Source organism: Roseomonas aeriglobus (assembly GCA_016937575.1).
Taxonomy (GTDB): Bacteria; Pseudomonadota; Alphaproteobacteria; order Sphingomonadales; family Sphingomonadaceae; genus Sphingomonas; species Sphingomonas aerigloba.
Window position 1 is genome coordinate 2,931,687 of record JAFHKN010000002.1, and the last position, 20,469, is coordinate 2,952,155.

General features: G+C 67.3%; 19 protein-coding genes. 9 read left to right on the forward strand and 10 right to left on the reverse strand.

Features of this window, described 5'->3' with window-relative positions:
• The first annotated feature begins 65 nt into the window (after positions 1 to 65).
• The 4 genes from JW805_14420 (at position 66) to JW805_14435 (ending at position 4,311) form a co-directional block, all read left to right on the forward strand.
• Positions 66 to 806, forward strand: a complete 741-nt coding sequence (locus JW805_14420; protein MBN2973210.1) for an SDR family oxidoreductase — start codon at positions 66 to 68, stop codon at positions 804 to 806.
• Positions 807 to 808: 2 nt separating this feature from the next.
• A complete protein-coding gene (locus JW805_14425; GenBank protein MBN2973211.1) occupies positions 809 to 2,086 on the forward strand; it encodes an L-fuconate dehydratase in 1,278 nt (425 codons plus the stop codon).
• A 79-nt stretch (positions 2,087 to 2,165) separates the two neighbouring features.
• A complete protein-coding gene (gene fucP / locus JW805_14430; GenBank protein ID MBN2973212.1) occupies positions 2,166 to 3,449 on the forward strand; it encodes an L-fucose:H+ symporter permease in 1,284 nt (427 codons plus the stop codon).
• A gap of 10 nt (positions 3,450 to 3,459) precedes the next feature.
• Complete coding sequence (locus JW805_14435) at positions 3,460 to 4,311, forward strand: IclR family transcriptional regulator (protein ID MBN2973213.1); 852 nt, start codon at positions 3,460 to 3,462, stop codon at positions 4,309 to 4,311.
• A 93-nt stretch (positions 4,312 to 4,404) separates the two neighbouring features.
• On the opposite strand, the gene egtD is transcribed toward JW805_14435, so the two are convergent.
• Genes egtD through JW805_14460 form a run of 5 tightly spaced genes read right to left on the reverse strand, consistent with a single transcriptional unit; the run spans position 4,405 to position 8,480 of the window.
• Complete coding sequence (gene egtD / locus JW805_14440) at positions 4,405 to 5,382, reverse strand: L-histidine N(alpha)-methyltransferase (protein MBN2973214.1); 978 nt, start codon at positions 5,380 to 5,382, stop codon at positions 4,405 to 4,407.
• Position 5,383: 1 nt separating this feature from the next.
• Positions 5,384 to 6,643 carry an ergothioneine biosynthesis protein EgtB gene (gene egtB / locus JW805_14445; GenBank protein MBN2973215.1) on the reverse strand — a complete coding sequence of 420 codons (1,260 nt, stop codon included), beginning with the start codon at positions 6,641 to 6,643 and terminating at the stop codon, positions 5,384 to 5,386.
• Between the two features lie 45 nt (positions 6,644 to 6,688).
• Complete coding sequence (locus JW805_14450; protein ID MBN2973216.1) at positions 6,689 to 7,243, reverse strand: cob(I)yrinic acid a,c-diamide adenosyltransferase; 555 nt, start codon at positions 7,241 to 7,243, stop codon at positions 6,689 to 6,691.
• A gap of 34 nt (positions 7,244 to 7,277) precedes the next feature.
• The gene (locus tag JW805_14455) at positions 7,278 to 7,511 is read right to left on the reverse strand and encodes a twin transmembrane helix small protein (protein MBN2973217.1); all 234 of its coding nucleotides are present in this window, start codon (positions 7,509 to 7,511) and stop codon (positions 7,278 to 7,280) included.
• A gap of 9 nt (positions 7,512 to 7,520) precedes the next feature.
• Complete coding sequence (locus JW805_14460; protein MBN2973218.1) at positions 7,521 to 8,480, reverse strand: glutamyl-Q tRNA(Asp) synthetase; 960 nt, start codon at positions 8,478 to 8,480, stop codon at positions 7,521 to 7,523.
• A 63-nt stretch (positions 8,481 to 8,543) separates the two neighbouring features.
• Between JW805_14460 and JW805_14465 the strand changes: the two genes are divergently transcribed.
• Positions 8,544 to 9,557: a DUF1176 domain-containing protein gene (locus JW805_14465; GenBank protein MBN2973219.1), complete on the forward strand. Its 1,014-nt coding sequence runs from the start codon at positions 8,544 to 8,546 to the stop codon at positions 9,555 to 9,557.
• A 109-nt stretch (positions 9,558 to 9,666) separates the two neighbouring features.
• On the opposite strand, the gene JW805_14470 is transcribed toward JW805_14465, so the two are convergent.
• Together JW805_14470 and JW805_14475 are read right to left on the reverse strand one after the other, a co-directional pair.
• Positions 9,667 to 11,097: a glycoside hydrolase family 125 protein gene (locus JW805_14470; GenBank protein ID MBN2973220.1), complete on the reverse strand. Its 1,431-nt coding sequence runs from the start codon at positions 11,095 to 11,097 to the stop codon at positions 9,667 to 9,669.
• 182 nt (positions 11,098 to 11,279) lie between these two features.
• Positions 11,280 to 12,065: a Crp/Fnr family transcriptional regulator gene (locus JW805_14475; protein MBN2973221.1), complete on the reverse strand. Its 786-nt coding sequence runs from the start codon at positions 12,063 to 12,065 to the stop codon at positions 11,280 to 11,282.
• 240 nt (positions 12,066 to 12,305) lie between these two features.
• Here JW805_14475 and JW805_14480 point away from each other — a divergent pair, with 240 nt between their 5' ends.
• Positions 12,306 to 15,431 (forward strand): DEAD/DEAH box helicase, encoded by a 3,126-nt coding sequence (locus JW805_14480; GenBank protein ID MBN2973222.1) that lies wholly within the window; start codon positions 12,306 to 12,308, stop codon positions 15,429 to 15,431.
• Between the two features lie 99 nt (positions 15,432 to 15,530).
• Here the strand turns inward: JW805_14480 and JW805_14485 are convergent, their stop codons facing one another.
• The 3 genes from JW805_14485 to JW805_14495 are packed head-to-tail and all read right to left on the reverse strand — an operon-like array spanning position 15,531 to position 17,154.
• Positions 15,531 to 16,121, reverse strand: coding sequence for a hypothetical protein (locus tag JW805_14485; protein MBN2973223.1), 591 nt, complete (start codon positions 16,119 to 16,121; stop codon positions 15,531 to 15,533).
• Positions 16,118 to 16,654, reverse strand: coding sequence for a DUF177 domain-containing protein (locus JW805_14490; GenBank protein ID MBN2973224.1), 537 nt, complete (start codon positions 16,652 to 16,654; stop codon positions 16,118 to 16,120). The genes JW805_14485 and JW805_14490 overlap by 4 nt, the downstream gene beginning before the upstream one ends.
• The gene (locus tag JW805_14495) at positions 16,651 to 17,154 is read right to left on the reverse strand and encodes a ubiquinol-cytochrome C chaperone family protein (protein MBN2973225.1); all 504 of its coding nucleotides are present in this window, start codon (positions 17,152 to 17,154) and stop codon (positions 16,651 to 16,653) included. The genes JW805_14490 and JW805_14495 overlap by 4 nt, the downstream gene beginning before the upstream one ends.
• 130 nt (positions 17,155 to 17,284) lie before the next feature.
• On the opposite strand from JW805_14495, the gene JW805_14500 reads away from it, so the two are divergent.
• The 3 genes from JW805_14500 (at position 17,285) to JW805_14510 (ending at position 20,444) form a co-directional block, all read left to right on the forward strand.
• Positions 17,285 to 17,746, forward strand: a complete 462-nt coding sequence (locus tag JW805_14500) for an outer membrane protein assembly factor BamE (protein ID MBN2973226.1) — start codon at positions 17,285 to 17,287, stop codon at positions 17,744 to 17,746.
• Positions 17,747 to 18,018: 272 nt separating this feature from the next.
• Positions 18,019 to 19,398: a glycosyl transferase family protein gene (locus JW805_14505; protein ID MBN2973227.1), complete on the forward strand. Its 1,380-nt coding sequence runs from the start codon at positions 18,019 to 18,021 to the stop codon at positions 19,396 to 19,398.
• Entirely contained in the window at positions 19,395 to 20,444 is a 1,050-nt protein-coding gene (locus tag JW805_14510) for a hypothetical protein (GenBank protein ID MBN2973228.1), read from the forward strand. Before JW805_14505 ends, JW805_14510 begins: the two co-directional genes overlap by 4 nt.
• Positions 20,445 to 20,469 lie beyond the last annotated feature (25 nt).

The following is a 20,469-nucleotide window of genomic DNA, read 5'->3' on the forward strand; positions in this document are numbered from 1 at the left end:
GCCCACTTCCCGCTTGCTCGAAAACCGATTTTGACTAATGAAAGTCACTTCGGAGAGGGCAAAGAATGCGGTTTGCAGGCAAGACCGTGCTGGTGACGGCAGCGGCACAGGGGATCGGGCGTGCAACCGCCGAACGGCTGCGGGACGAGGGCGCCACCGTTTGGGCCGCGGATCGCGATCGCGACGCACTGGCGGATATCGCCGGGGTGACGCCCATCACCGTCGACCTGACGGACCCGGCCGCCATCGCCGCCCTCCCCGCGCGGACCGGTCCGCTGGACGCGCTGGCCAACATCGCCGGCTTCGTCGGCGCCGGGAACATCCTGGAGTGTAGTGACGCCGATTGGGCGCTCAGCTTCGACCTGAACGTTCACGCGATGCACCATGCGATCCGCGCCTATCTGCCTGCGATGCTGGCGCGCGGAGGCGGGTCGATCGTCAACATGAGCAGCATCGCGTCGAGCGTGAAGGGCATTCCCAACCGCTATGCATATGGCGCCTCCAAGGCCGCCGTCATCGGCCTGACCAAGGCGGTGGCGGCGGACTTTGCCGGCCGCAACGTCCGCTGCAACTGCATCTGCCCCGGCACGGTCGAGACGCCGTCGCTGCGCCAGCGCGTGACCGAACAGGCCGCGGCGCAGAGCGTGAGCGTGGACGAAGCCGACGCCGCCTTCGTCGCGCGCCAGCCGATGGGGCGGCTGGGTCGCGCCGAAGAGATCGCCGCGCTCGTCGCCTACCTCATGAGCGACGAGGCCAGCTTTACCACCGGCGCGGTCCATGTGATCGACGGCGGCTGGGTCAATTGACGATGACGTCCATAACTGGTCTGCGCACCTTCGACCTGCGCTTTCCGACCAGCCTATCGCTCGACGGGTCGGACGCGATGAACCCCGATCCCGATTATTCGGCCGCCTATGTCGTGCTGGAAACGGATACGCCTGGCCTCAAAGGGCACGGGCTGACCTTCACCATCGGTCGCGGCAACGACGTCTGTTGCACTGCCATCCATGCCATGGAGCATCTGGTCGTCGGGCTGACGCTGGCCGAGGTCGCCGCCGATCCCGGCGCGATGTGGCGGCGGCTGACCGGTGACAGCCAGTTGCGCTGGATCGGCCCCGACAAGGGCGCGATGCACCTGGCGACCGGCGCGGTCGTCAATGCGATCTGGGATTTGTGGGCGAAGGCGGAAGGGAAACCCGTCTGGCGGCTGGTCGCCGACATGACGCCCGAGCAGCTCGTTCGCGCGATCGACTTTCGCTACCTGACCGACGCGATCACGCCCGAACAAGCGCTGATGCTGTTGACGCAGCGCGCGGCGGGCAAGGCCGAGCGGATCGAGCGGCTGATGGCCGACGGCTATCCCTGCTACACCACGTCGGCGGGCTGGCTCGGCTACCCCGACGACAAGCTGCGCCGCTTGACGCAGGAGGCCGTCGACGCGGGCTTCGACCACGTCAAGCTCAAGGTCGGCCGCGACCTGAGCGACGACATCCGCCGCGTGGCGATCGCGCGCGAGGTCCTGGGCCCCGACCGCAAGCTGATGATCGATGCCAATCAGATGTGGGAGGTCGGCCAGGCGATCGAATGGGTCAACGCACTGGCCTTCGCGAACCCGTGGTTCATCGAGGAGCCCACAAGCCCCGACGACGTGCTGGGCCATAGGACGATCCGGCGGGGTATCGGCGCGGTCAAGGTCGCGACCGGCGAGATGTGCCAGAATCGCATCCTGTTCAAACAGTTCATGGCCGCGGGCGCATGCGACGTCGTACAGCTCGATGCCTGCCGCATCGGCGGCGTGAACGAGGCGCTGGCAGTGATGCTGCTCGCCGCGCGCTTCGACCTGCCGGTCTGCCCGCACGCCGGCGGGGTCGGCCTGTGCGAATATGTCCAGCATCTGTCGATGATCGACTATCTGTGCTTCTCCGGAACGATGGAGGGGCGCGTGATCGAATATGTCGACCATCTGCACGAGCATTTCCTGGACCCGTGCGTGATCCGTGACGGAGCGTACATGCCGCCGACGCGGGCCGGCTATTCGATCGAGATAAAGCCGGAGACTTTAGAGGCTTTCCGCTTCGGCGGGTGACGTCTCGCCCGATCGGGCAACAATCGTTACGGTCGGACGCACGGCAATCGACCGATCGCGCCGACAGGAGAGGCTGGATATGACGCGCGCGAAGGCCACACGCTACGCACCGGCGATCGTGCTGACGGTATCGCTGTTCTTCCTGTGGGGCATGGCGAACAACCTCAACGATATCCTGATCGCGCAGTTCAAGAAAGCCTTCACGCTTTCGGATTTCGAAACGAGCTTCGTCCAGCAGGCCTTCTACCTCGGCTATTTCTGCCTCGCGATCCCGGCTGCGATGGTGGTTCGCGCGAAAGGCTACAAGGCGGCGATCGTCACCGGATTGCTGCTCTACGCAGCGGGCGCGCTGCTGTTCTATCCGGCGGCGCACTACGGCGAATATCGCTATTTCCTCGCCGCGCTGTTCGTCATCGCTTCGGGTCTCGCTTTCCTCGAAACCTCGGCCAACCCGCTGATGACCGAGCTCGGCGATCCGGCGGGGGCGGCGCGGCGGCTGAACTGGGCGCAGGCGGCAAACCCGGTCGGCACGCTGGCCGGCGTGCTGATCGGCAAATATTTCATCCTGTCCGAAATCGCCCATGACGACCGTGCGATCGCCGCGATGGCACCGGCTGCGCGCGAGGCCTTTTATCGCGCCGAAACGCAAGCGGTGCAGGCACCGTATCTCGTCATCGGGCTGGTCGTGCTTGCCGTTGCGCTGGCTGCCGCGATGATCCGTTTCCCCGATACGCGCGCCCAACCGGGCGAGGACGCGCAGCCGCCCTTTTCCCACGTCTTTCGCCACCCGCGCTTGCTCCTCGCCGCAGTCGCGCAATTCTTCTACGTCGGCGCGCAGGTCGGGCTGTGGAGCTACACGATCCGCTACGCGCAATATAACGTTGCCGGTATGATCGAGCGCACGGCTGCCGACTATCTGTTCGTCAGCCTGCTGCTGTTCGGCATCGGCCGTTTCGTCGGCACCGCGCTGATGGGCAGGATCGCGCCGGCGCGGCTGCTGGCGATCTTTGCCGGCGCGTCGCTGGCGCTGGCGGTCGGGTCGGCAACGATCGGCGGCCAGATGGGCCTGTATATGCTCGTCGCAGCGAGCTTCTTCCTGTCGATCCAGTTCCCGACGATCTTCGCCCTGGGCGTGGAGGGGCTGGGGCCGCTGCGCAAGGCGGGCGCGTCGCTGATCGTCATGGCGATCATCGGCGGGGCAGCGATCACCGCGACGATGGGGCAGGTGTCGGACGTCGCGGGTATCAACATGGCGATGCTGATCCCGGCGCTCGCGTTCGCCATCGTCCTGGCGTTCGCGGTGTCCGCCGGCCGCGGGACCACGCGGGCGATCGGCGATGACAACCCCCGGCCGATCCACTAGCATCGCGGGAATGGCCGTTTCCAAGACCTCCGCGCGCGACGATGCGAAAGCCCCCGCCTATTCGGCGCCTGCGCTGGAGAAGGGCATTGATGTCATCGAACTGCTGGGCAGCGAGCCGTCCGGGCTGTCGATCAGCGAAATGGCGACGCGCATGGGCCGCTCGATCAGCGAACTGTTTCGCGTCGTCGTGGTGCTCGACCGCCGTGGCTGGCTGCACAAGGACCCGGCAAGCGACCGCTACCGCGTGACCTACAAGCTGCTCGAGGTCGCCCATCGCGCGACGCCGGCGCAGGAGCTGACGCATGTCGCCGGGCCCTTGATGCATGCGCTGGCCACCAAGGTGGAACAGTCGTGCCATCTGGTCGTCGTCAATGGCACGCAGGGGCTGGTCGTGCTGCGACAGGAAAGCCCGGGGCAGACCGGCTTCTCGGTCCGGCTCGGCACTTCGGTCGATCTGGTATCGAGCTGCTCGGGTCACGTCCTGCTGGCCTTCGCGCCCGGCACCGTGCGCGATGCCTTGCTCGACGGAGCCAGGGGCGCCGCCGCGTTGCGGACCCGCCTCGAACAGGTGCGGGCGCAGGGTCATGAATCGATCCCCAGCGCGCGGATGGCGGGCGTATCGGATATCAGCTGCCCGATCTTCGGCTTCGACGGTCATGTCGTCGCGGCACTGACCATCCCGTTCCTGGAAGCGATCGACGGCGCGCCGCATTGCAGCCAGGCCGAGGCCTTGGACGCGCTGAAGGCGACGACGGAAGCGATCTCGACCGCCCTTGGTTGGTACGACCGCGCGGCGGAGGACATCGTACCGACGCTTTCCGTGGCGGCGCCGACGCGCAAAAGGCGATCGGCCGCCAGTTGATCGGTGTTCGCTGAGGGTCTGTCGACGGCGGGCCTCATGGTCCCGTGCCTCGACGCGCTCGGCACGAACGGTGATCGTCGCTGATGCCTCGGGTTACGGTGCCCGCCGCTCAGCCTGCGCTTCGGCCAGGATCAACGCGAAGCGATCCTCCGCATCGGTCCATTCCGCAACCGGCGTCCAGCCACCGCCGCGCAGCAACAGCCGCGCGTCGCGGGAGCCGTATTTGTGGCTGTTCTCGGTGTGGATCGTCTCGCCCGCCGCGATCGTGAACGGCCGCCCTTCGACGGTGAATTCGACGTCGCGGATCGCTTCCAGATGCATCTCGACCCGCGCGCGATCGTCGTTCCAGATTGCGCGGTGGCGAAATGCTTCGACCGGAATCGTGCCGTCGAGCTCGCGGTTGATCCGGCAGAGCAGGTTGAGGTTGAACGCCGCCGTCACGCCGGCTGCATCGTCGTAGGCGGGGATCAGGACGTCCTCGCCCTTGATCCGGTCTATGCCGATCAGCAGCAGCGATCCCTCACCCAGCGATGCGCGCATCGATCGCAGCAGATCGACTGCGCCTGCCGCCAGCATGTTGCCGATGGTCGAGCCCGGGAAGAACCCCAGCTTGGTCAGGTCGCCCACCCCGGCCGGCAGCTTCAGCGGCTTGGTGAAGTCTCCTTCCAGCGGCGTCACCGCGATGCCGGGAAAGCGTTCGGCGATGATCGCGGCGCTATCCCGCAGGAAATCGCCCGAAATGTCGATCGGCACATAGGCCGCCGGCTTGACGCATTCGAGCAGCGCGGGCGTCTTGGTGGATGAGCCCGAGCCGAACTCGACCACCGCACATCCTGCCGGCACGCGCCGGGCGAGTTCGTCGCAGCAATCGGCAAGAATCGCGATTTCGGTGCGCGTCGGATAATATTCGGGAAGTTCGGTGATCTCCTCAAACAACTCCGACCCGCGACGATCGTAGAACCAGCGGGCGGGGATCGCACGGGGGCGAAGTGCCAACCCGGTCAGCACGTCGTGACGGAACTGCGGGTCGGCCAGCGAGGCCTGACCGTCTTCGATTTCCTGGCGCAGCAAATCAGAGGTCCTTTGCAAGACGGACGCCGGTGAACTGCCAGCGCTGATGGGGGTAGAAGAAATTGCGGTAGCAGGATCGCGCATGGCCGCGCGGCGTGGCGCACGACCCGCCGCGCAGGACGAACTGTCCGTTCATGAACTTGCCATTATATTCGCCGACCGCACCCTCGGCTGCGGTAAAGCCCGGATACGGGCGGTAGGCGCTGCCGGTCCATTCCCAGACGTCACCGAAGAAGCCCGGGGCGGCCGCGGCCGGGCGCGGTTCGACCGGGCCGGCGGCGTCGAGGAAATTGCCGGCATTGGCGGCGTGGGGCGCCGCGGCGGCCTCCCATTCGAATTCGGTCGGCAATCGCGCGCCGGCCCAGCTGGCATAGGCATCCGCCTCGTAGAAGCTGATGTGCGTGACCGGTGCGGCCGGATCGATCGCGCGGCGGCCGTCGAGCCCGAAGCGGGTCCAGACTCCGTCGCGCGATTCCCAATAGAGCGGCGCGATGACGCCTTCGCTTTTGACCCAGGCCCAACCGTCGCTCAGCCACAGCCGCGGATCGGAATAGCCACCGTCGGCGATGAACGCGGCCCATTCGCCGTTGGTGACGGTTCGATCGGCGATCGCATGCGCGGGCACCAACGCGCGGTGACGCGGCCCTTCGCAGTCGAAGGCGAAGCCGTCGCCGCCATGTCCGATCTCGACGACCCGCTCTTCGCTTTCGACCCAATTTACCGGACCGGGCATCGCAACCGGCACCTTGCGCTCCGCCGGCCAGATCGCAGGCTCGACCGGATTGCAGGAAAATAGATGGAGGATATCGGTCAGCAGGAGTTCCTGATGCTGCTGTTCATGATGGCATCCAAGCTCGACCAGCGCGCGCGCATCGTCGTTCAGGGTCGGCCATGCGTCCACCACCGCGGTCGTCACGGCGGCACGATAGGCGAGGACTTCGTCGAGCGTCGGGCGCGTGATCATGCCGCGGCGATGTCGCGCGTGGCGAACGCCCTCGGCTTCATAATAGCTGTTGAACAGGAACGGGAAGCGCGGGTCGAACAGCCCGTACCCCGCGACATGATCGCGCAGCACGAAGGTTTCGAAGAACCAGCTCGTATGCGCCAGATGCCATTTCGCCGGCGACGCGTCGGGCATCGACTGAACGGTCGCGTCCGCGTCGCTGAGCGGCGCGACCAGCGCCTCGCTCAACGCACGCACCCCGGCGAACAGGGCGAGCGCAGCATCGGCGGTGTGCGCCGGAGCAGGAGCGAGGGGCATGGCGATCCTTCCCCCGCGGGCGGATCGCCAGAGCAGCGATCTGGGTTATTGACCCCCGGGAACCCACAAAACGTCGCCATGCCCCTTTTGGTTCACATAGCGTCCGGCAACGAACAGATAATCCGACAGCCGATTGGCATAGGCGAGCGCAGGGGCACCGACGTCGGCACTCTCGGCCAGCGCCACGATCGCGCGCTCGGTCCGGCGCACGATCGCGCGGGCAAGGTGCAGGTGCGCTGCCGCCGGCACGCCGCCCGGCAGGATGAAGCTCGTCAGCGGTTCAAGCTCGGCGTTCAGCATATCGATCGCCCGTTCGAGCCGCGCGACCTGCGCAGGCGTCACCCGCAACGCGCCAGGAATGTCACCGGGCGTGGCAAGGTCGGCACCAAGATCGAACATGTCGTTCTGGATCCGCGCCAGTTCCTCCGCGACCGGTCCGTCGTCGAGCGCCGTCCGCGCGACACCGATCGCCGAATTCGCTTCGTCGACATCGCCGATCGCTTCCATCCTCGCATCGGCCTTCGACACGCGGCTGCCGTCGACCAGACCCGTGGTGCCGGTGTCACCGGTGCGCGTATAGATGCGGTTGAGCTTTACCATGGTTCAGGCATTCGGCCGGAGACCGGCGGGATGCTCAGGTCCGGCCGGCTGCGAACAGGATCACCACGACGATCAGGATCGCAAGCGCCTGGAAGAAAATGCGGAACTGCATCATCTTGTTCGACTTGACCTGCGATACGGTGGGACCATCCGGCCCGGCTTTCAGCTCCTCCTCGGTCGTCTTCAGAAAAGTGACGATGCCGCGGATCAGCGCGACGAGCGTGGCGATCATCGCCGCGATCAGAGCCAGAGCCAGGAAAGTGTTCATGCCCTGTATCTAGGAAGTCGCAGCCCGCTTGGGAAGGCGCCCGGCGAGCAGATCGCGTACCATCGCCGGCCCGTCCATGCCGCCTTCCCGCATCGCCGCCAGCGTCGGCGCGCCGGTGCGCTTGGCAAGCCGCTCGCCGGTCGCATCGGTCAGCAGCGGATGATGATGATAGCGCGGCGTCGGCAGGTCGAGCAGCGCCTGGAGCAGGCGGTGGACATGCGTACTGTCGAACAGATCGACCCCGCGTACGATATCGGTGACGCCTTGCGCGGCGTCATCGACAGTGACCGCAAGGTGATAGCTGGCCGGCGCATCCTTGCGGGCAAGGACGACGTCGCCATGGGCGGCAGGTTCAGCGCGGACCCAACCGGCCGTCGCGTCGTGCCAAGCAAGATCCTCCCCAGAATGGGGAGGGGGACCGCCGCCGAAGGCGGTGGTGGCGGGGGCGGGCCGCACAGGGCTACCTTCGCGGAGCCCCCCCTTCACCATCTTGCGCATGGTTCCCCTCCCCGTGCCGGGGAGGATTTGCCGGGCTTTCGCCACATCCAGCCGCCAGCAATGCGGGACCGCCGGGTCGACGTCGCGCCCCCGGCACGTCCCCGGATAGATCGCGCCCGAGGTCCCATGCGGCGCGGACAAACTCGCGGCGATATCCGCGCGCGTGCACACGCAGCGGTAGAGCAGGCCCATCCCCCGCAACCGATCGAGCGCCGCATCATACATGTCCAGCCGCGCCGACTGCCGCACCACCGGCCCGTCCCAGTGGAGCCCGAGCCACGTCAGATCCTCGATAATTCCTGCGACATGCTCCTCGCGACTGCGGGTGCCGTCGATATCCTCGATCCGCAGCAGGAACTGCCCACCCCGCTCGCGCGCGAATCGGTGAGCCAGTGCCGCCGAATAGGCGTGCCCAAGGTGCAGCCGCCCGGTCGGGCTGGGGGCGAAGCGGGTGACGACAGGGGCGGGCATCGCGCACAGATGGCAAGCGCACCTCAGCTTGTCGATGCGAGGCCGCCCGATTACTCTGGCGCAATGACACGCATTCCCGCCCTGCTCGCGATTTCGCTCAGCGTCCTGCCGGCGACCGCGCCGGCACAAGTCGCCCCCAAGCCGGGGGCAATGAAGACTTTCGGCGACTGGACGGTGGGCTGCGACAACGCCAATCGCTGTATGATGCTGTCGCTGGCGCCCGAGGACGGCGACGCGCCGCCGACGACTTTGCTCGTGGCGCGCGACGCCGGCAGAGATGCCGGGTTTCGTGTGACCGTCGAGCCCGAGGACGGCCGCCCGCGCGGACTGGGGGTCGACGACAAGCCGCTGGTGGCGGGCAAGGTCGATTACGACGGCCCGCCCGCAAGCGCGATTGTGACCGCGATGGCGAACGGCCGGACGCTCCAGATCCGCAACGCAGCCGGCAAGTCCGAATCGCTACTCAGTCTGCGGGGCGCATCGGCGGCACTGCGCTACATCGACTCGCAGCAGGGGCGCGCCGGGACCGTCACCGCCGCGGTCGCCAAGGGGAGCGCTCCTGCCGCACGCGTGCCCTCCGCCCCGGCGCTACCGGTCGTGACGGCGATCACCCCGGCGGGGGTGGCAGCCAGGCCGACCGCGGCGCAGGTCGCAACGATGCGCAAGGTCGCGGAATGCGATCTCGAGGGCTTCGCCGGCGACAGCGCACCCGAGCTGCATGCCCTGGGTGGCGGCGCGACGCTGGTGCTCGTTCCTTGCTCGGCCGGCGCATACAACATCACTTCGGCGGCGTTCGTTCTCAGGGGCGGCAAGGTCGCCCCGGCGCGGGCGGATGTGCCGACCGGCTTCGGTGAGGATGGTTTGACCGCTGGCCCGGCGATGCTGGTCAACGCCGGCTTCGGCGACGGTGTGCTCAGCAGCTATGCCAAGGGGCGCGGGATCGGCGACTGTGGTGTCTCGCAGAACTTCGTATGGGACGGAATGCGCCTGCGCCTGACCGAACAGGCCGAGATGAGCGAATGTCGCGGCAACACCGGGCTGGCGACGACATGGCGCGCGACGGTACGGCGGAAATAGCTGACGCCGCGGCTGTCTGTCGTCCGGCGTCGACGTCGGCTATCGCTGTTTCACTTCCCCCCGGACTCGCCCCCTCGGCCGCCACGATGCTCCGCAGCGCACGCGGGTCTTACAATTCGGTGCCCAGGATGTGCGGACGTTCGTCGGCCAGCTTCACGATCAGTTCGCCGAACAGGCCGTTCGCCCAGGCGAACCAGGCGCGCGTGAATTTGGCGGGATCGTCCTGATCGACGGCTTCATGCACGAAGCCTGTGCCGCCGTCGCTGTCGCGAAGCCATTTCAGGCACTGGCGCACAGTGGTGTCGTCAATGGCCGAGAGGGCCCGGATGGTCAGCGACATCGGCCAGACCTGCCCCGGTCCGACATGCGGGCCGCCAATGCCCTCCACCGCCTTGCCACGGAAGAACCAGGGGTTGGCGTCGCTCCACGCCGCAGCTTCGGTACGACGCCACAATGGATCTTCGGGTTTCACGCAGCCAAGATAGCCAAGCCCTGACAGCGACGGCACGTTCGCATCGTCCATGAAGATCGCGTTGCCGAAGCCGTCGACTTCATAGGCCCATACTTCGCGCCCGTCGCGCAGGCGCATCTTGCCATATTGCTGGATCGCTGTTTCGACCTCGTCGGACAGCGCCTTCGCCTCCATCGCCAGCTTCATGTCGCCCGCCGCCTCTGCCGCGACCACCGCCAGCTCGCGCAGGGTGATAACGGCGAACATGTTGGCCGGGATCAGGAACGGGTAGAGGCAGGCATCGTCGGAAGGGCGGAAGCCCGAATGAATGAGGCCAACCGGCTTGGTCGGATTACCATAGCCCCACAGCAACGACTCGGTCGGCTGGTTGGCGGCGCGGCGGAATGTGTACGGGCCGGGTCCGGTCTTGCGCTGCTGTTCGCGAAAGGTCTGGACGATCAACCGCGCCGACCTTGCCCACGTCACGTCGAAGGGCCGCGGATCGCGCATTTCCCGCCAGTAGAGATACGCCAGCCGCAGCGCATAGCACAGCGAATCGATCTCCCACTTCCGCTCGGCGACGCCGGGCCGCATCTCGGTCTCATCCTTCAGCGCCCAGCTGAGATTGGTCTTCGCCGCCGGGTCTTCCATGAAGGCATTGGCATAAGGATCGATCAGGATCGAGCGCGCGTGGCGGGCTATGAGTCCGCGGAACAGTTCGTCGAGCTTCGGATCCTTCTTGATCAGGTGCAGATAGGGCTTCACCTGCGCCGCACTGTCGCGCAGCCACAGGCAGGGGATATCGCCGGTAATCACGAAGCTGTCCGGTCGCCCGCCGATTGTCGACATCTTAACCGTGGTATCGAGCGTGTTGGGATACGCATTCTCGAACATCCACGCGAGTTTCGGGTCGGCGATCTTCGCCTTAACCCGCGCGATCTCGCGCTCGATCGCCTTGCTGACGAACTTGCGTTCGCCGAGCGGGGGGCGTCTGGTCGGGATCGCCGGCGGGGCGTCATCCTTCGCATGAGCAGGCAGGGCAGCCATGGCCGCAGTGGCTCCGACGAAGGCTCGACGCGTGATGGTCATTCCGGCAATCCCGTGATTCGCCCGGCCAAGCTCGTCTCGGCCCGGGTCCACGCCGACCTATCGGGCCGGCCGCCGCCGATCCAGATGCGATACGGGCCGGTCGTGGCGGTCTGGATGGCTCCCGAGGTCCGCCCCCTGCCGGTTCCCAGGGCCCGAAACGACGCCGTGGGGCAGGACGATGCTCAGTGATCGGTTTCGCGGCGCAGGTGAAGATAGCCGGGATCGAACTCGCCGGCCGCCGCCAAACCGTTCCAATCGAGGATATGCAGCATATTCCCGTCGGTCGCGATCAACCCGTGGTCACGCAGCGTCCGCATCATCCGGTTCACATGGACGCCGGTCAGACCAAGCGCCTCCCCCACATGCGTTTGGGTCAGGTTCAGCGCAAATTCGCGATGCGGCAGGTCAACCGCCTGGTACCGACACGATAATTCGCACAGGAGATGGGCGACCCTCGCCAGGGCACTGCGCCGGCCGATGGTCAGCAGCCATTCGCAGCCGATCTGCGCATCCGCCACGCAGTCGCGCCACAAAGCTCGCGCCAGCGTGGGGGAACGCTCTGCAGCACGATGCAGGATGTCGTGAGGGATGAGCAGGATCGTCGCCGACACCGTCGATTGCAACGGAGCGGTCACCACGGGCAGGACCGCCGAATGCAGATCGGCCATGTCGCCGGGAATGAAGAGCGCCGTCAGTTGCCGATGCCCGTCCGGCGCCTGACCGAAGCGAGCGACGATTCCGTCGACCACCAGGCACGAATGCTGCGTCCGCTCGCCAAGTCGGACGATATCGCGCGACGATGCGTAGCGCCGTATCTGCCCGGGCAGGCCCATGACCGCCTCGCGGTCGGAATTGGTCAGGGGTGAACGGATCTCCAGGCGGCGCAGCCACCGCGACAAAGCTTCATGCCCCTCGGTCATCGGCGTGCGATAGCGGAACGTTTCGGCTGCGTGATTGATCGAAGTCATAGGCAGGACCGCCGGATCATCTGCACTTCGATGGCGTCGAGCGAAGAGCCAGCGTACTCCACCATGTTCCCGGTCGCGCCGGCGTTGGTTCTGGATCGAAAGCGGCAGTTCTCCATGACAGGCGCAACGTGCAAACCGATGCTATGATCCCGATCAAAAGCGCCGGTTTTGGACGGAACGGCGAGCCGAAGCCGACGTTCGCCGAAGTCCCGGCAGTTCCGCCGGCTTCGGACACCCATCTTGCTGCAGCCGCCGCCTACGCCCGCCCCGACCATCGCGCCCCCCGCCCCTGCGGCGACCGCCATTCAACTGATCGCGGCAAAGTCGCCCGCGGGAGTAATCTTCGTCGCGCGCGATCATGGTCGCGCGGATGCGATCGCGGCGGTCGTGCGAGCGTTCGCGCCCGACCGTACGGTCGTTCTCTATCCAGCCAGCGACACCTTGCCCGGCGAAGCCGGCGCGTCCGCCGAAAATATCGGTGCGCGCGTCTCCGCCCTCCACGCGCTGCACGGCCGTGGCAAGACCGGCCCCATTCTGATCGTTCCCGTCGGCGCGACACTGGACCGTATCGCCGCGCCTGACGCGTTCACGGCAGAGCCGCCCCATCTGACCATCGGTCAGTCGATCGACGGCGATGCCTTTCGCGACCTCGCGCAAGACATCGGCTACCGCGACGATGACCGGGTCGACGAACCGGGCGAGTTTGCGGTGCGGGGACGAGCAATCGACGTCTACCCGGTTGACGCGAACTGCCCCGCTCGGATCACTCTCGATGACGACGGTCGCATCCTCAGCATCGACTGGTATGACGCGCTGACGCAACGAAGCACTGCGTCGTGCGAGCGACTGGCGATCGGCCGGGCGGCAGAGCCCGACGCGGAGCGCAGCACGACCATTCTCGATCATCTGCCGGACGCCGCCGTGATGCTCGACGTTGGGGTCGACGATCGTCGCGATCGGCTGGTCGCGCTGGCAAGCGACACCGCGCGTGGAAAGGCGCGGCCGGTCACCGCACACGACTGGCAATCGGCTCTGTCTGCGCGTGACGTCCTTGCGCTCGTTGCCGACGATGCACCGCCCCCGCCCCGATTCGTCGAGCGCAAGGATCCGACCGCCGCCTTTGCGCGCTTCGCCCGCGCGACGCTTACGGAAGGGCCGTTGGCTGTCGCCGGCGTGCCACGGGATCTGCGCTTTCTCAAGCCGCGGCTTGCAAAGCGGTTGAAGACCACCATCGGCGACGCGGCCGGTTGGTCGGCCATTGCCAAGGCCAAGGCGGGAGAGGTTCTCGCTATCTCCGCGCCCTTGGCTCGCGGTTTCGTCGCAGGACGCGTGACCGTCGTCGCTGCCGCCGACCTGCTCGGCGGGCGTGCAGGTCGGAACGATCGCGCCGCCGATGGGCTTGCCGCACTATCGAACGGCGATGTCGCGATCGGCGATCTCGTGGTGCATGAGCGTTACGGTATCGGCCGCGTGCTTGGACTGGAACGATTGGCCGACGGCGACGAGGGGATCGCCCTGGAATATGCCCGTGGCGGACGGCGTGTGGTCGGGCTGGCCGAGGCCGACCGACTGTGGCGATACGGCGCGGACGGCGATGCGGTGGCGCTCGACAGTCTCGACGGATCCAGCTGGGACAAACGGCGCGCCGACATCGATCGGGCGATCGCCGAAAGTGCGCGGGCACTCGCCAAGGTTGCCGAAGAGCGCGCGGCGCTGACGACGGACCCGATCACACCCGACGCGGCGGCGTATGAGAAATTCGCCGCATCCTTCCCGTTCACCGAAACGCCCGATCAGGCCCGCGCCATCGCCGCGATTCGCGCGGACCTGGCGTCGGGCAAGCCGATGGATCGTCTGGTCGTCGGCGACGTCGGCTATGGCAAGACCGAAGTCGCCCTGCGCGCCGCTGCGATGGTCGCGCTGGCCGGGCGGCAGGTGGTCGTTGCCGCACCGACGACGGTGCTGGTCCGCCAGCACCTCGACACCTTTCGCAAGCGTTTCGCCGACACGGGGATCGAAGTCGCCTCGCTTTCCCGCCTGTCGAGCGCAGCGGAGGCGAAGCGCGTGAAGGCGGGGCTTGCCGACGGGTCGATCCGCATCGTCGTCGGCACCGCGGCGGTGGCTGGCAAGGGCGTGACCTTCGCCGACTTGGCGCTGGTCGCGATCGACGAGGAGCAGCGGTTCGGGGCGGCGCAAAAGGCCAAGCTCGCCGCGCTCGGCGCCGGGCACAGCCTGTTGCTCAGCGCGACGCCGATCCCGCGCACCTTGCAGAGCGCGCTGATCGGACTGCAGGCAGTGTCGGTCATCGCCACGCCCCCGGCCCGCCGCCAGCCGATCCGCACCGTCGTCGGCCAGTTCGACGACGCCACCGTCCGCGCCGCCCTGCTGCGCGAAGAGGCGCGCGGCGGACAAAGCTTCGTCGTCGTGCCGCGGATCGAGGATATCGCGCCGCTGGAAGCGAAACTTCGCCGGCTGGTCCCCGAACTCGGTCTGGTCGTCGCGCATGGCAAACTGCCGGCGGCCGAAATAGACGAAGTGATGACCGGATTTGCCGCCGGCGACGGATCGGTGCTGCTGGCGACCAACATCATCGAGGCCGGGCTGGACGTGCCGCGTGCCAACACGATGATCGTTCACCGCGCCGATCGCTTCGGCTTGGCGCAACTTCACCAGCTGCGCGGTCGGGTCGGGCGCGGAGGGCGGCGAGGGCAGATTCTGCTCACGACCGAAACAGGCAAGACGATTGCCAACCGCACGCTGAAGCGGCTCGAGACCCTACAGGCATTCGACCGGCTGGGCGCCGGCTTCGCGATCAGCGCGCAGGATCTCGACATGCGCGGGGCCGGCGATTTGCTGGGCGAAGAACAGGCCGGGCACATGAAGCTGATCGGCATCGACCTTTATCAGCATCTCCTGACTCACGCGCTACGCGCCGCGCGCGGGGATCCGGCACCAACGCCGCTGCCCGACCTGACGCTTGGTGCGGTTGGGCATCTGCCCGAGGACTGGGTTCCAGAGGCAAGCGTGCGCTTGTCGCTATACATGCGCCTGGTACGGATCGCGGATGCGGCCGATCTCGACGCGTTCGAGGAGGAACTGGAGGATCGCTTCGGCGCCCTGCCGCCGCCCGCCCTGCGACTGATCGCCTGGATGCGCGTGCGCCTGCTCGCTCACGCAGCGGGCGTCGCGGCGATCGCCGGCGGGCCTGCCGCGATCGCCTTCACGCCGGTCGATCGCAAGGCCGATTGGGCCGCTGCAGGGCTGGCCGAAAAGGATGGGCGCTGGATCGACGCGACCGCGATCCCCGACGACGACGCCCGACTGGAGCGGGTCGGCGAGGTGCTGGAGGCGCTTCAGGAGGGCTGAACCGAACGAAGCTGTGCCTCGGCACAGGCAGAGCCGTGACGGCCAGTGCTGCGCCCGCGCCTGCGCCGGAGCACATGACGTGATGGTGCGTCGGCGGGCCTACGGTCGACCGTCGCCGTTCAAGTGATTTTTCAGCGCCCGCCGTCGATCGGTCCGCGCCAAAGCATGCGGATCGACAGCTTCGGCCCGCGCGACCAATCCTTCGATCTCGCCAAGCAGTTCGGTCATCAGCGCGTGCCGCCGCAGCGTCGGGGCGGTCGCGGCTTCGTCGAGATAATTGTCGATCAGCTCCGGCACGCGCCGTTCGAGTTTGATCTGAAGTTCGCCGAACGTCGAGAAGGGGTCGATCGTAGCGTCGCGCGACAGGAGCGCGTCGTAGCGTCGTTTGAGCGTCGTTATCCGCCCGCGCGTCAGGATGCCGGCGGCACCGGTCAATCGGTTCCACGCAAGCAGGCTGGCCGGCGGCACCGGCGCCCCTTTCGGCGACGAGGACGTGTTTATCACTGCCAGCAGAAAAGCGACGACCAGTGCAATCGTGATCGCGACGCGCGGAGCGACGCCGGCTTCCTCGACCAGCAGGACCGCCGCCAGCAGAGCGACCGGTGCCGCCACGATGATCCGCCGCGGTGCCGCCGACAGCGCGATGATCGTGCATATCGCGAGCAGAACGACGACGATGGCGGCGATCATCCGCCCTTTTTCTCCAGCAGGTCCTTCAGCCCCGCCAGCGCGCCGGCGGGCTTGGCCTCGTCCTCGGTCTGCACCCCGGCCTCGCGAAGAACCGCCTCGGCGCCCGGCGCGCGCGGATAGGGGTCCAGCGCTAGGGCGAACGTCTCCGCCGCCGCTTCGCCCAGGTCGATCGCCGCGCCCGAATAGAACATCGTGTCCATGTCGCCGCTGTCGAGTTCGACCTCGTCGGGCTGGTCACCCTGGGTTTCAGGCAGAAAACGGATGTCGAAGCGTTCGTCGATCGTCGCCGGCACCGGATCTCCGGTTGCCGTACAGGCCTGGACCGCATCGGCGCGCAGGGTGCCGTTGGCGACGATACCGGCGGCGTCGCGGCGCAGGGCATAGGTGGCCTCCAGCCGATCGAGCGAGCGCAGGCCGAAGCGGCCGGCCAGCTTGCGGCGCTCCTCGGCATCCGCCTCGATCGTCACCGTCACGCTGCCTTCGCCGATCGTGTCGAGCCGGCGCGGACGCGAAAACTCATAAGCCTGGGTCATGGCAACTGTCCCGCCTTGAGCGCATCGAGCGGCGTCTTCGCCAGCGCGGCATGCAGCGCCATCAGTGCACCGCGCGTCTGCGCCAGTGCCGCTTCTCCGGGATCCTGATCGCGGTACAGGTTGCGTAGCAGGGCGGGATCGAGCGATCCCTTCGCCAGCCCCTCGCGATACGCGCCCAGCCGGCCGCCCAGCATCGACATCATCTTGCCGACATGCTTGCCAACGACGATGTCGCCGATGCCGATTTCCCGCAGCTGCGGGTCCATGTCGTCGACGAAGCGTTCGGCCAGCGCCACGCCGAACCCTTCCGCCCCCGGCTCGGCTTCGATGCGAAGCAGCACGATGCTCAGCACGGCCGCGATCATGTCGAAGCGCCCATCGATCGTATCGGCGACGCCGCCTGCTTCGTACCAATGTGCCGCACGGGCGCGCTCGACCACCGCGCGGTACAGCGCGGCGGCCTCGTCCTTGCGGCCGAACAGGCGTTCGAGAAATGCCAACGTGTCGTCCTCTAGAAATTCGGGTCGCCGCGCAGCGCTTGTCCCGCGGCCTTCCCGCGCATATTGAGGCGATCGGGCGCGGTTGCAACGCCTCTGCCCCAGTATGTAATGTCCTCCGCCGGAGACCCGAATGTTCCGACCCCTTGCTCTGACGCTCCTGTGCGGCGTCGCCCTAGCGGGCTGCACCCAGCTGCGTGGCCATCAGGGCTATGTGATCGATGCCGATCTGGTGAATTCGATCCAGCCGGGCGTCGATAACCGCGATTCGGTGCGTCAGGTGATGGGCCAGCCGACGATTTCCGGCCAGTTCGGCCAGGGCGACTGGTATTATGTCGCACGCGACACCCGCAACCTGGCTTTCAACAATCCTCGTCCCGTCCAGCAATCGACGTTGCGCGTGCGCTTCAACGACGCGGGTGTGGTGACGGCGATCGACCGGCTGGGCCTGGAACAGGTCGCGTCGATCACGCCGGAAAGCAAGAAGACGCCGACACTGGGCCGCGAGCGTGGCTTCTTCCAGGACCTCTTCGGCAACATCGGCACGGTCGGCGCCGCCGGTGCCGGGGCACCGGGCGGCGGCAACGGACCGTAACTGCGTAACACGCAAGCGGCCGCGCCGCAGATAAGCGCCGACGCGGCCGAGTGCGCCCGTTACGCACTGGTCCCGAAAGGGGTAAGGACCGGGACAGGCAACGCGCGAGTCGGGGATTGGTTCTAAAGCGGGCGTGCGGACGCAGTATCTGCCGCTGACAGCCAGAACCACGGTCACGCCGTGACTGTGTTCCGGTCAAGATGAACCCAACAAAACTTGCCCGTACCTAATCTAGGTTGAACGATGCGCCGTCGGTTGCTGGGGGGCATCGTTTGGACTGGGGCGTTTCTACCGAATTCCTGGCGGCCCTTTCCTACGAGCTCACCTTGTTTGCAGCGGTAGGAATGATGGTCGGGGGAATCGACGATTGTGTCGTCGACGCGATCTATCTTTGGCACCGCATCCGTCGGTGGTGGCGGGGCGAGCGCACAGCGACGCTGGCCGACATGCGCCCGCGAGCGCGCCGGCTGGCGATCTTTATCGCGGCATGGGACGAATCGGCGGTCATCGGGCGGATGCTCGCGGCCCTGTCACGCAATCTGGCCTCGAGCCGGTTGACGGTCTTCGTGGGCGCCTATCCCAACGACCGCGCCACGATCGACGCGATCGTCACGGTTGCCGAGGCCGACCCGCGAATTCGGCTGGTCGTGAACATTCGCCCCGGACCGACGACGAAGGCGGACTGCCTGAATGCAATCTGGCGGTCGATGCGTGTCGAGGAAGACGCGATCGGCGCGCCCTTCGACGCGATCATCCTGCACGATGCCGAAGACCTGGTTCATCCCGCCGAACTGACGGTCATCGATCATTATCTGTCGCTGGCCGATGCGGTGCAGTTACCTGTGATCCCGCTGCCCCATCACGACGCGTCGCTGGTCGGGGGCACCTATCTCGACGAATTCGCCGAAGCGCATGGCAAGACGTTGGTCGTCCGCAGCAGCGTCGGCGCCGGGCTGCCGCTTGCGGGCGTCGGGTGCGCGATCTCGCGTCCGCTGCTCGGGAAGATCGCTGCGCTCAGGGGCGGGCACCCCTTTGATGCGGACAGCCTGACCGAGGATTACGAACTGGGCCTGACGATCGCCGCGATGGGCGGACGCATGCGTTTTGCCCAGGTCCAGACCGCCGATGGCCCGCCGGTCGCGGTTCAAGCCTATTTCCCGAAGGACTTCCTGCCGGCGGCCCGCCAAAAATCGCGGTGGATGATCGGGATCGCGCTTGCTGGCTGGGACCGGATCGGCTGGGGTCGCGCGCCGCATCTGGGCGAATGGTGGATGCGCCTGCGCGATCGGCGCGCGCCGATCGGGATCATCGTCCTGCTCGCCGCTTACATGGCAAGCGTTCTGATGGTCATCTGCGGCCTGATCGACCTGTGGGGCACCGACATGCCGTCGCTGCCGGGCAGCCTGGTGACGCTCCTCTATCTCAACGTCGTGCTGCTCCTGTGGCGGATGCTGGTGCGCGCCTATTTCGTCCATCGGCTGTACGGCTGGAAGGAGGCTTTGCGATCGGCCCCGAGAATGCTGATCGGCAATCTCGTGGCGATGGAGGCGGCGCGACGCGCGCTGACCCGCTACCTCGCGATGCTGCGCGGCGCCCCGACACGGTGGGAAAAGACGGCCCATCAGTTCCCGGACGAAACACCAAAGGCATGACCACCGCGGCAGGTCGGCCTCTCCGCTTTCTAGGGCTGATCGCCGGAGGATGGGCGACGTTGCGCATCACCCTGGTCTGGTGGAGCGGTGGCACGCTCGGAGACGCGGTTCGGGACGCGCTGCCCTTGCCGATCGCAGCCAGCGCTGCCGCACCGTCCGGCGGCGGCGGCGGCGACGGACCGTCCGACCGGGCGCATCACCCGCCGTGGCCATCCGTATCCGCTGTCGGCCCATCGACCCCGAAACGATCGCCGGCGCCTATTCCGCTCGCGTCGAAGCCGGCGCCAAGCGCTGCTCCGCTCTCGCCGATCTCTGACGCCCAGCGCGCTGCCGCTCAGCCCCATACTCCCGTAGCGGCCGGCGAGATCCTGCCACCGTCGGCACCATTTCCGGCGTCGCCGCGCGCAAGGCCGATAACGCACAGGCACTTCAGCGTCAGCAGCTGGATGATCGCCCGCTCCGGCATTGGCGTCGGGAGCAGCGCCTTCGCGCCGCAGCTTGGCGGAACGCAGGGCGGTGTACGGGTGGATTACGGTATCGCTCGCAATCTGGCGGCGACCGCTCGGATCGCCGCCCCGGCGGCCGGGGCGGGACGCGAGCTGTCGGTCGGTATCGCCTGGCGCCCGGCCGGCGTGCCGCTGCGCTTCGTTGCCGAACAGCGCTTCGCGCTCGACGGCGGTCGCGGCGGTCCGTCCGTCGGTGTTAGCGGCGGCGTCGATGCGGTGCGCCTTCCGGCCGGGTTTCGCCTGGAAGGCTATGGACAGGCGGGCGTCATCCTGCGGGACGGCGTCGAGCATTTCGTCGACGGCAGTGCGCGCGCGACCCGCGGACTGGTCGCAGTCGGCGGGATCGAGATCGACGCCGGTGCCGGCGCCTGGGGCGGCGCCCAGCGCGACGTCGCGCGGTTCGACATCGGCCCGACGGTCGGCGCCCGCGTGCCAATCGTCGGGCAGACGCTGCGTGTTGCAGTCGACTGGCGACAACGCGTGGCGGGTCACGCCCGCCCCGGCTCGGGCCCGGCGCTGACCCTGGGCATGGATTTCTAGACAACGACGGCCGCGAATAATTGCG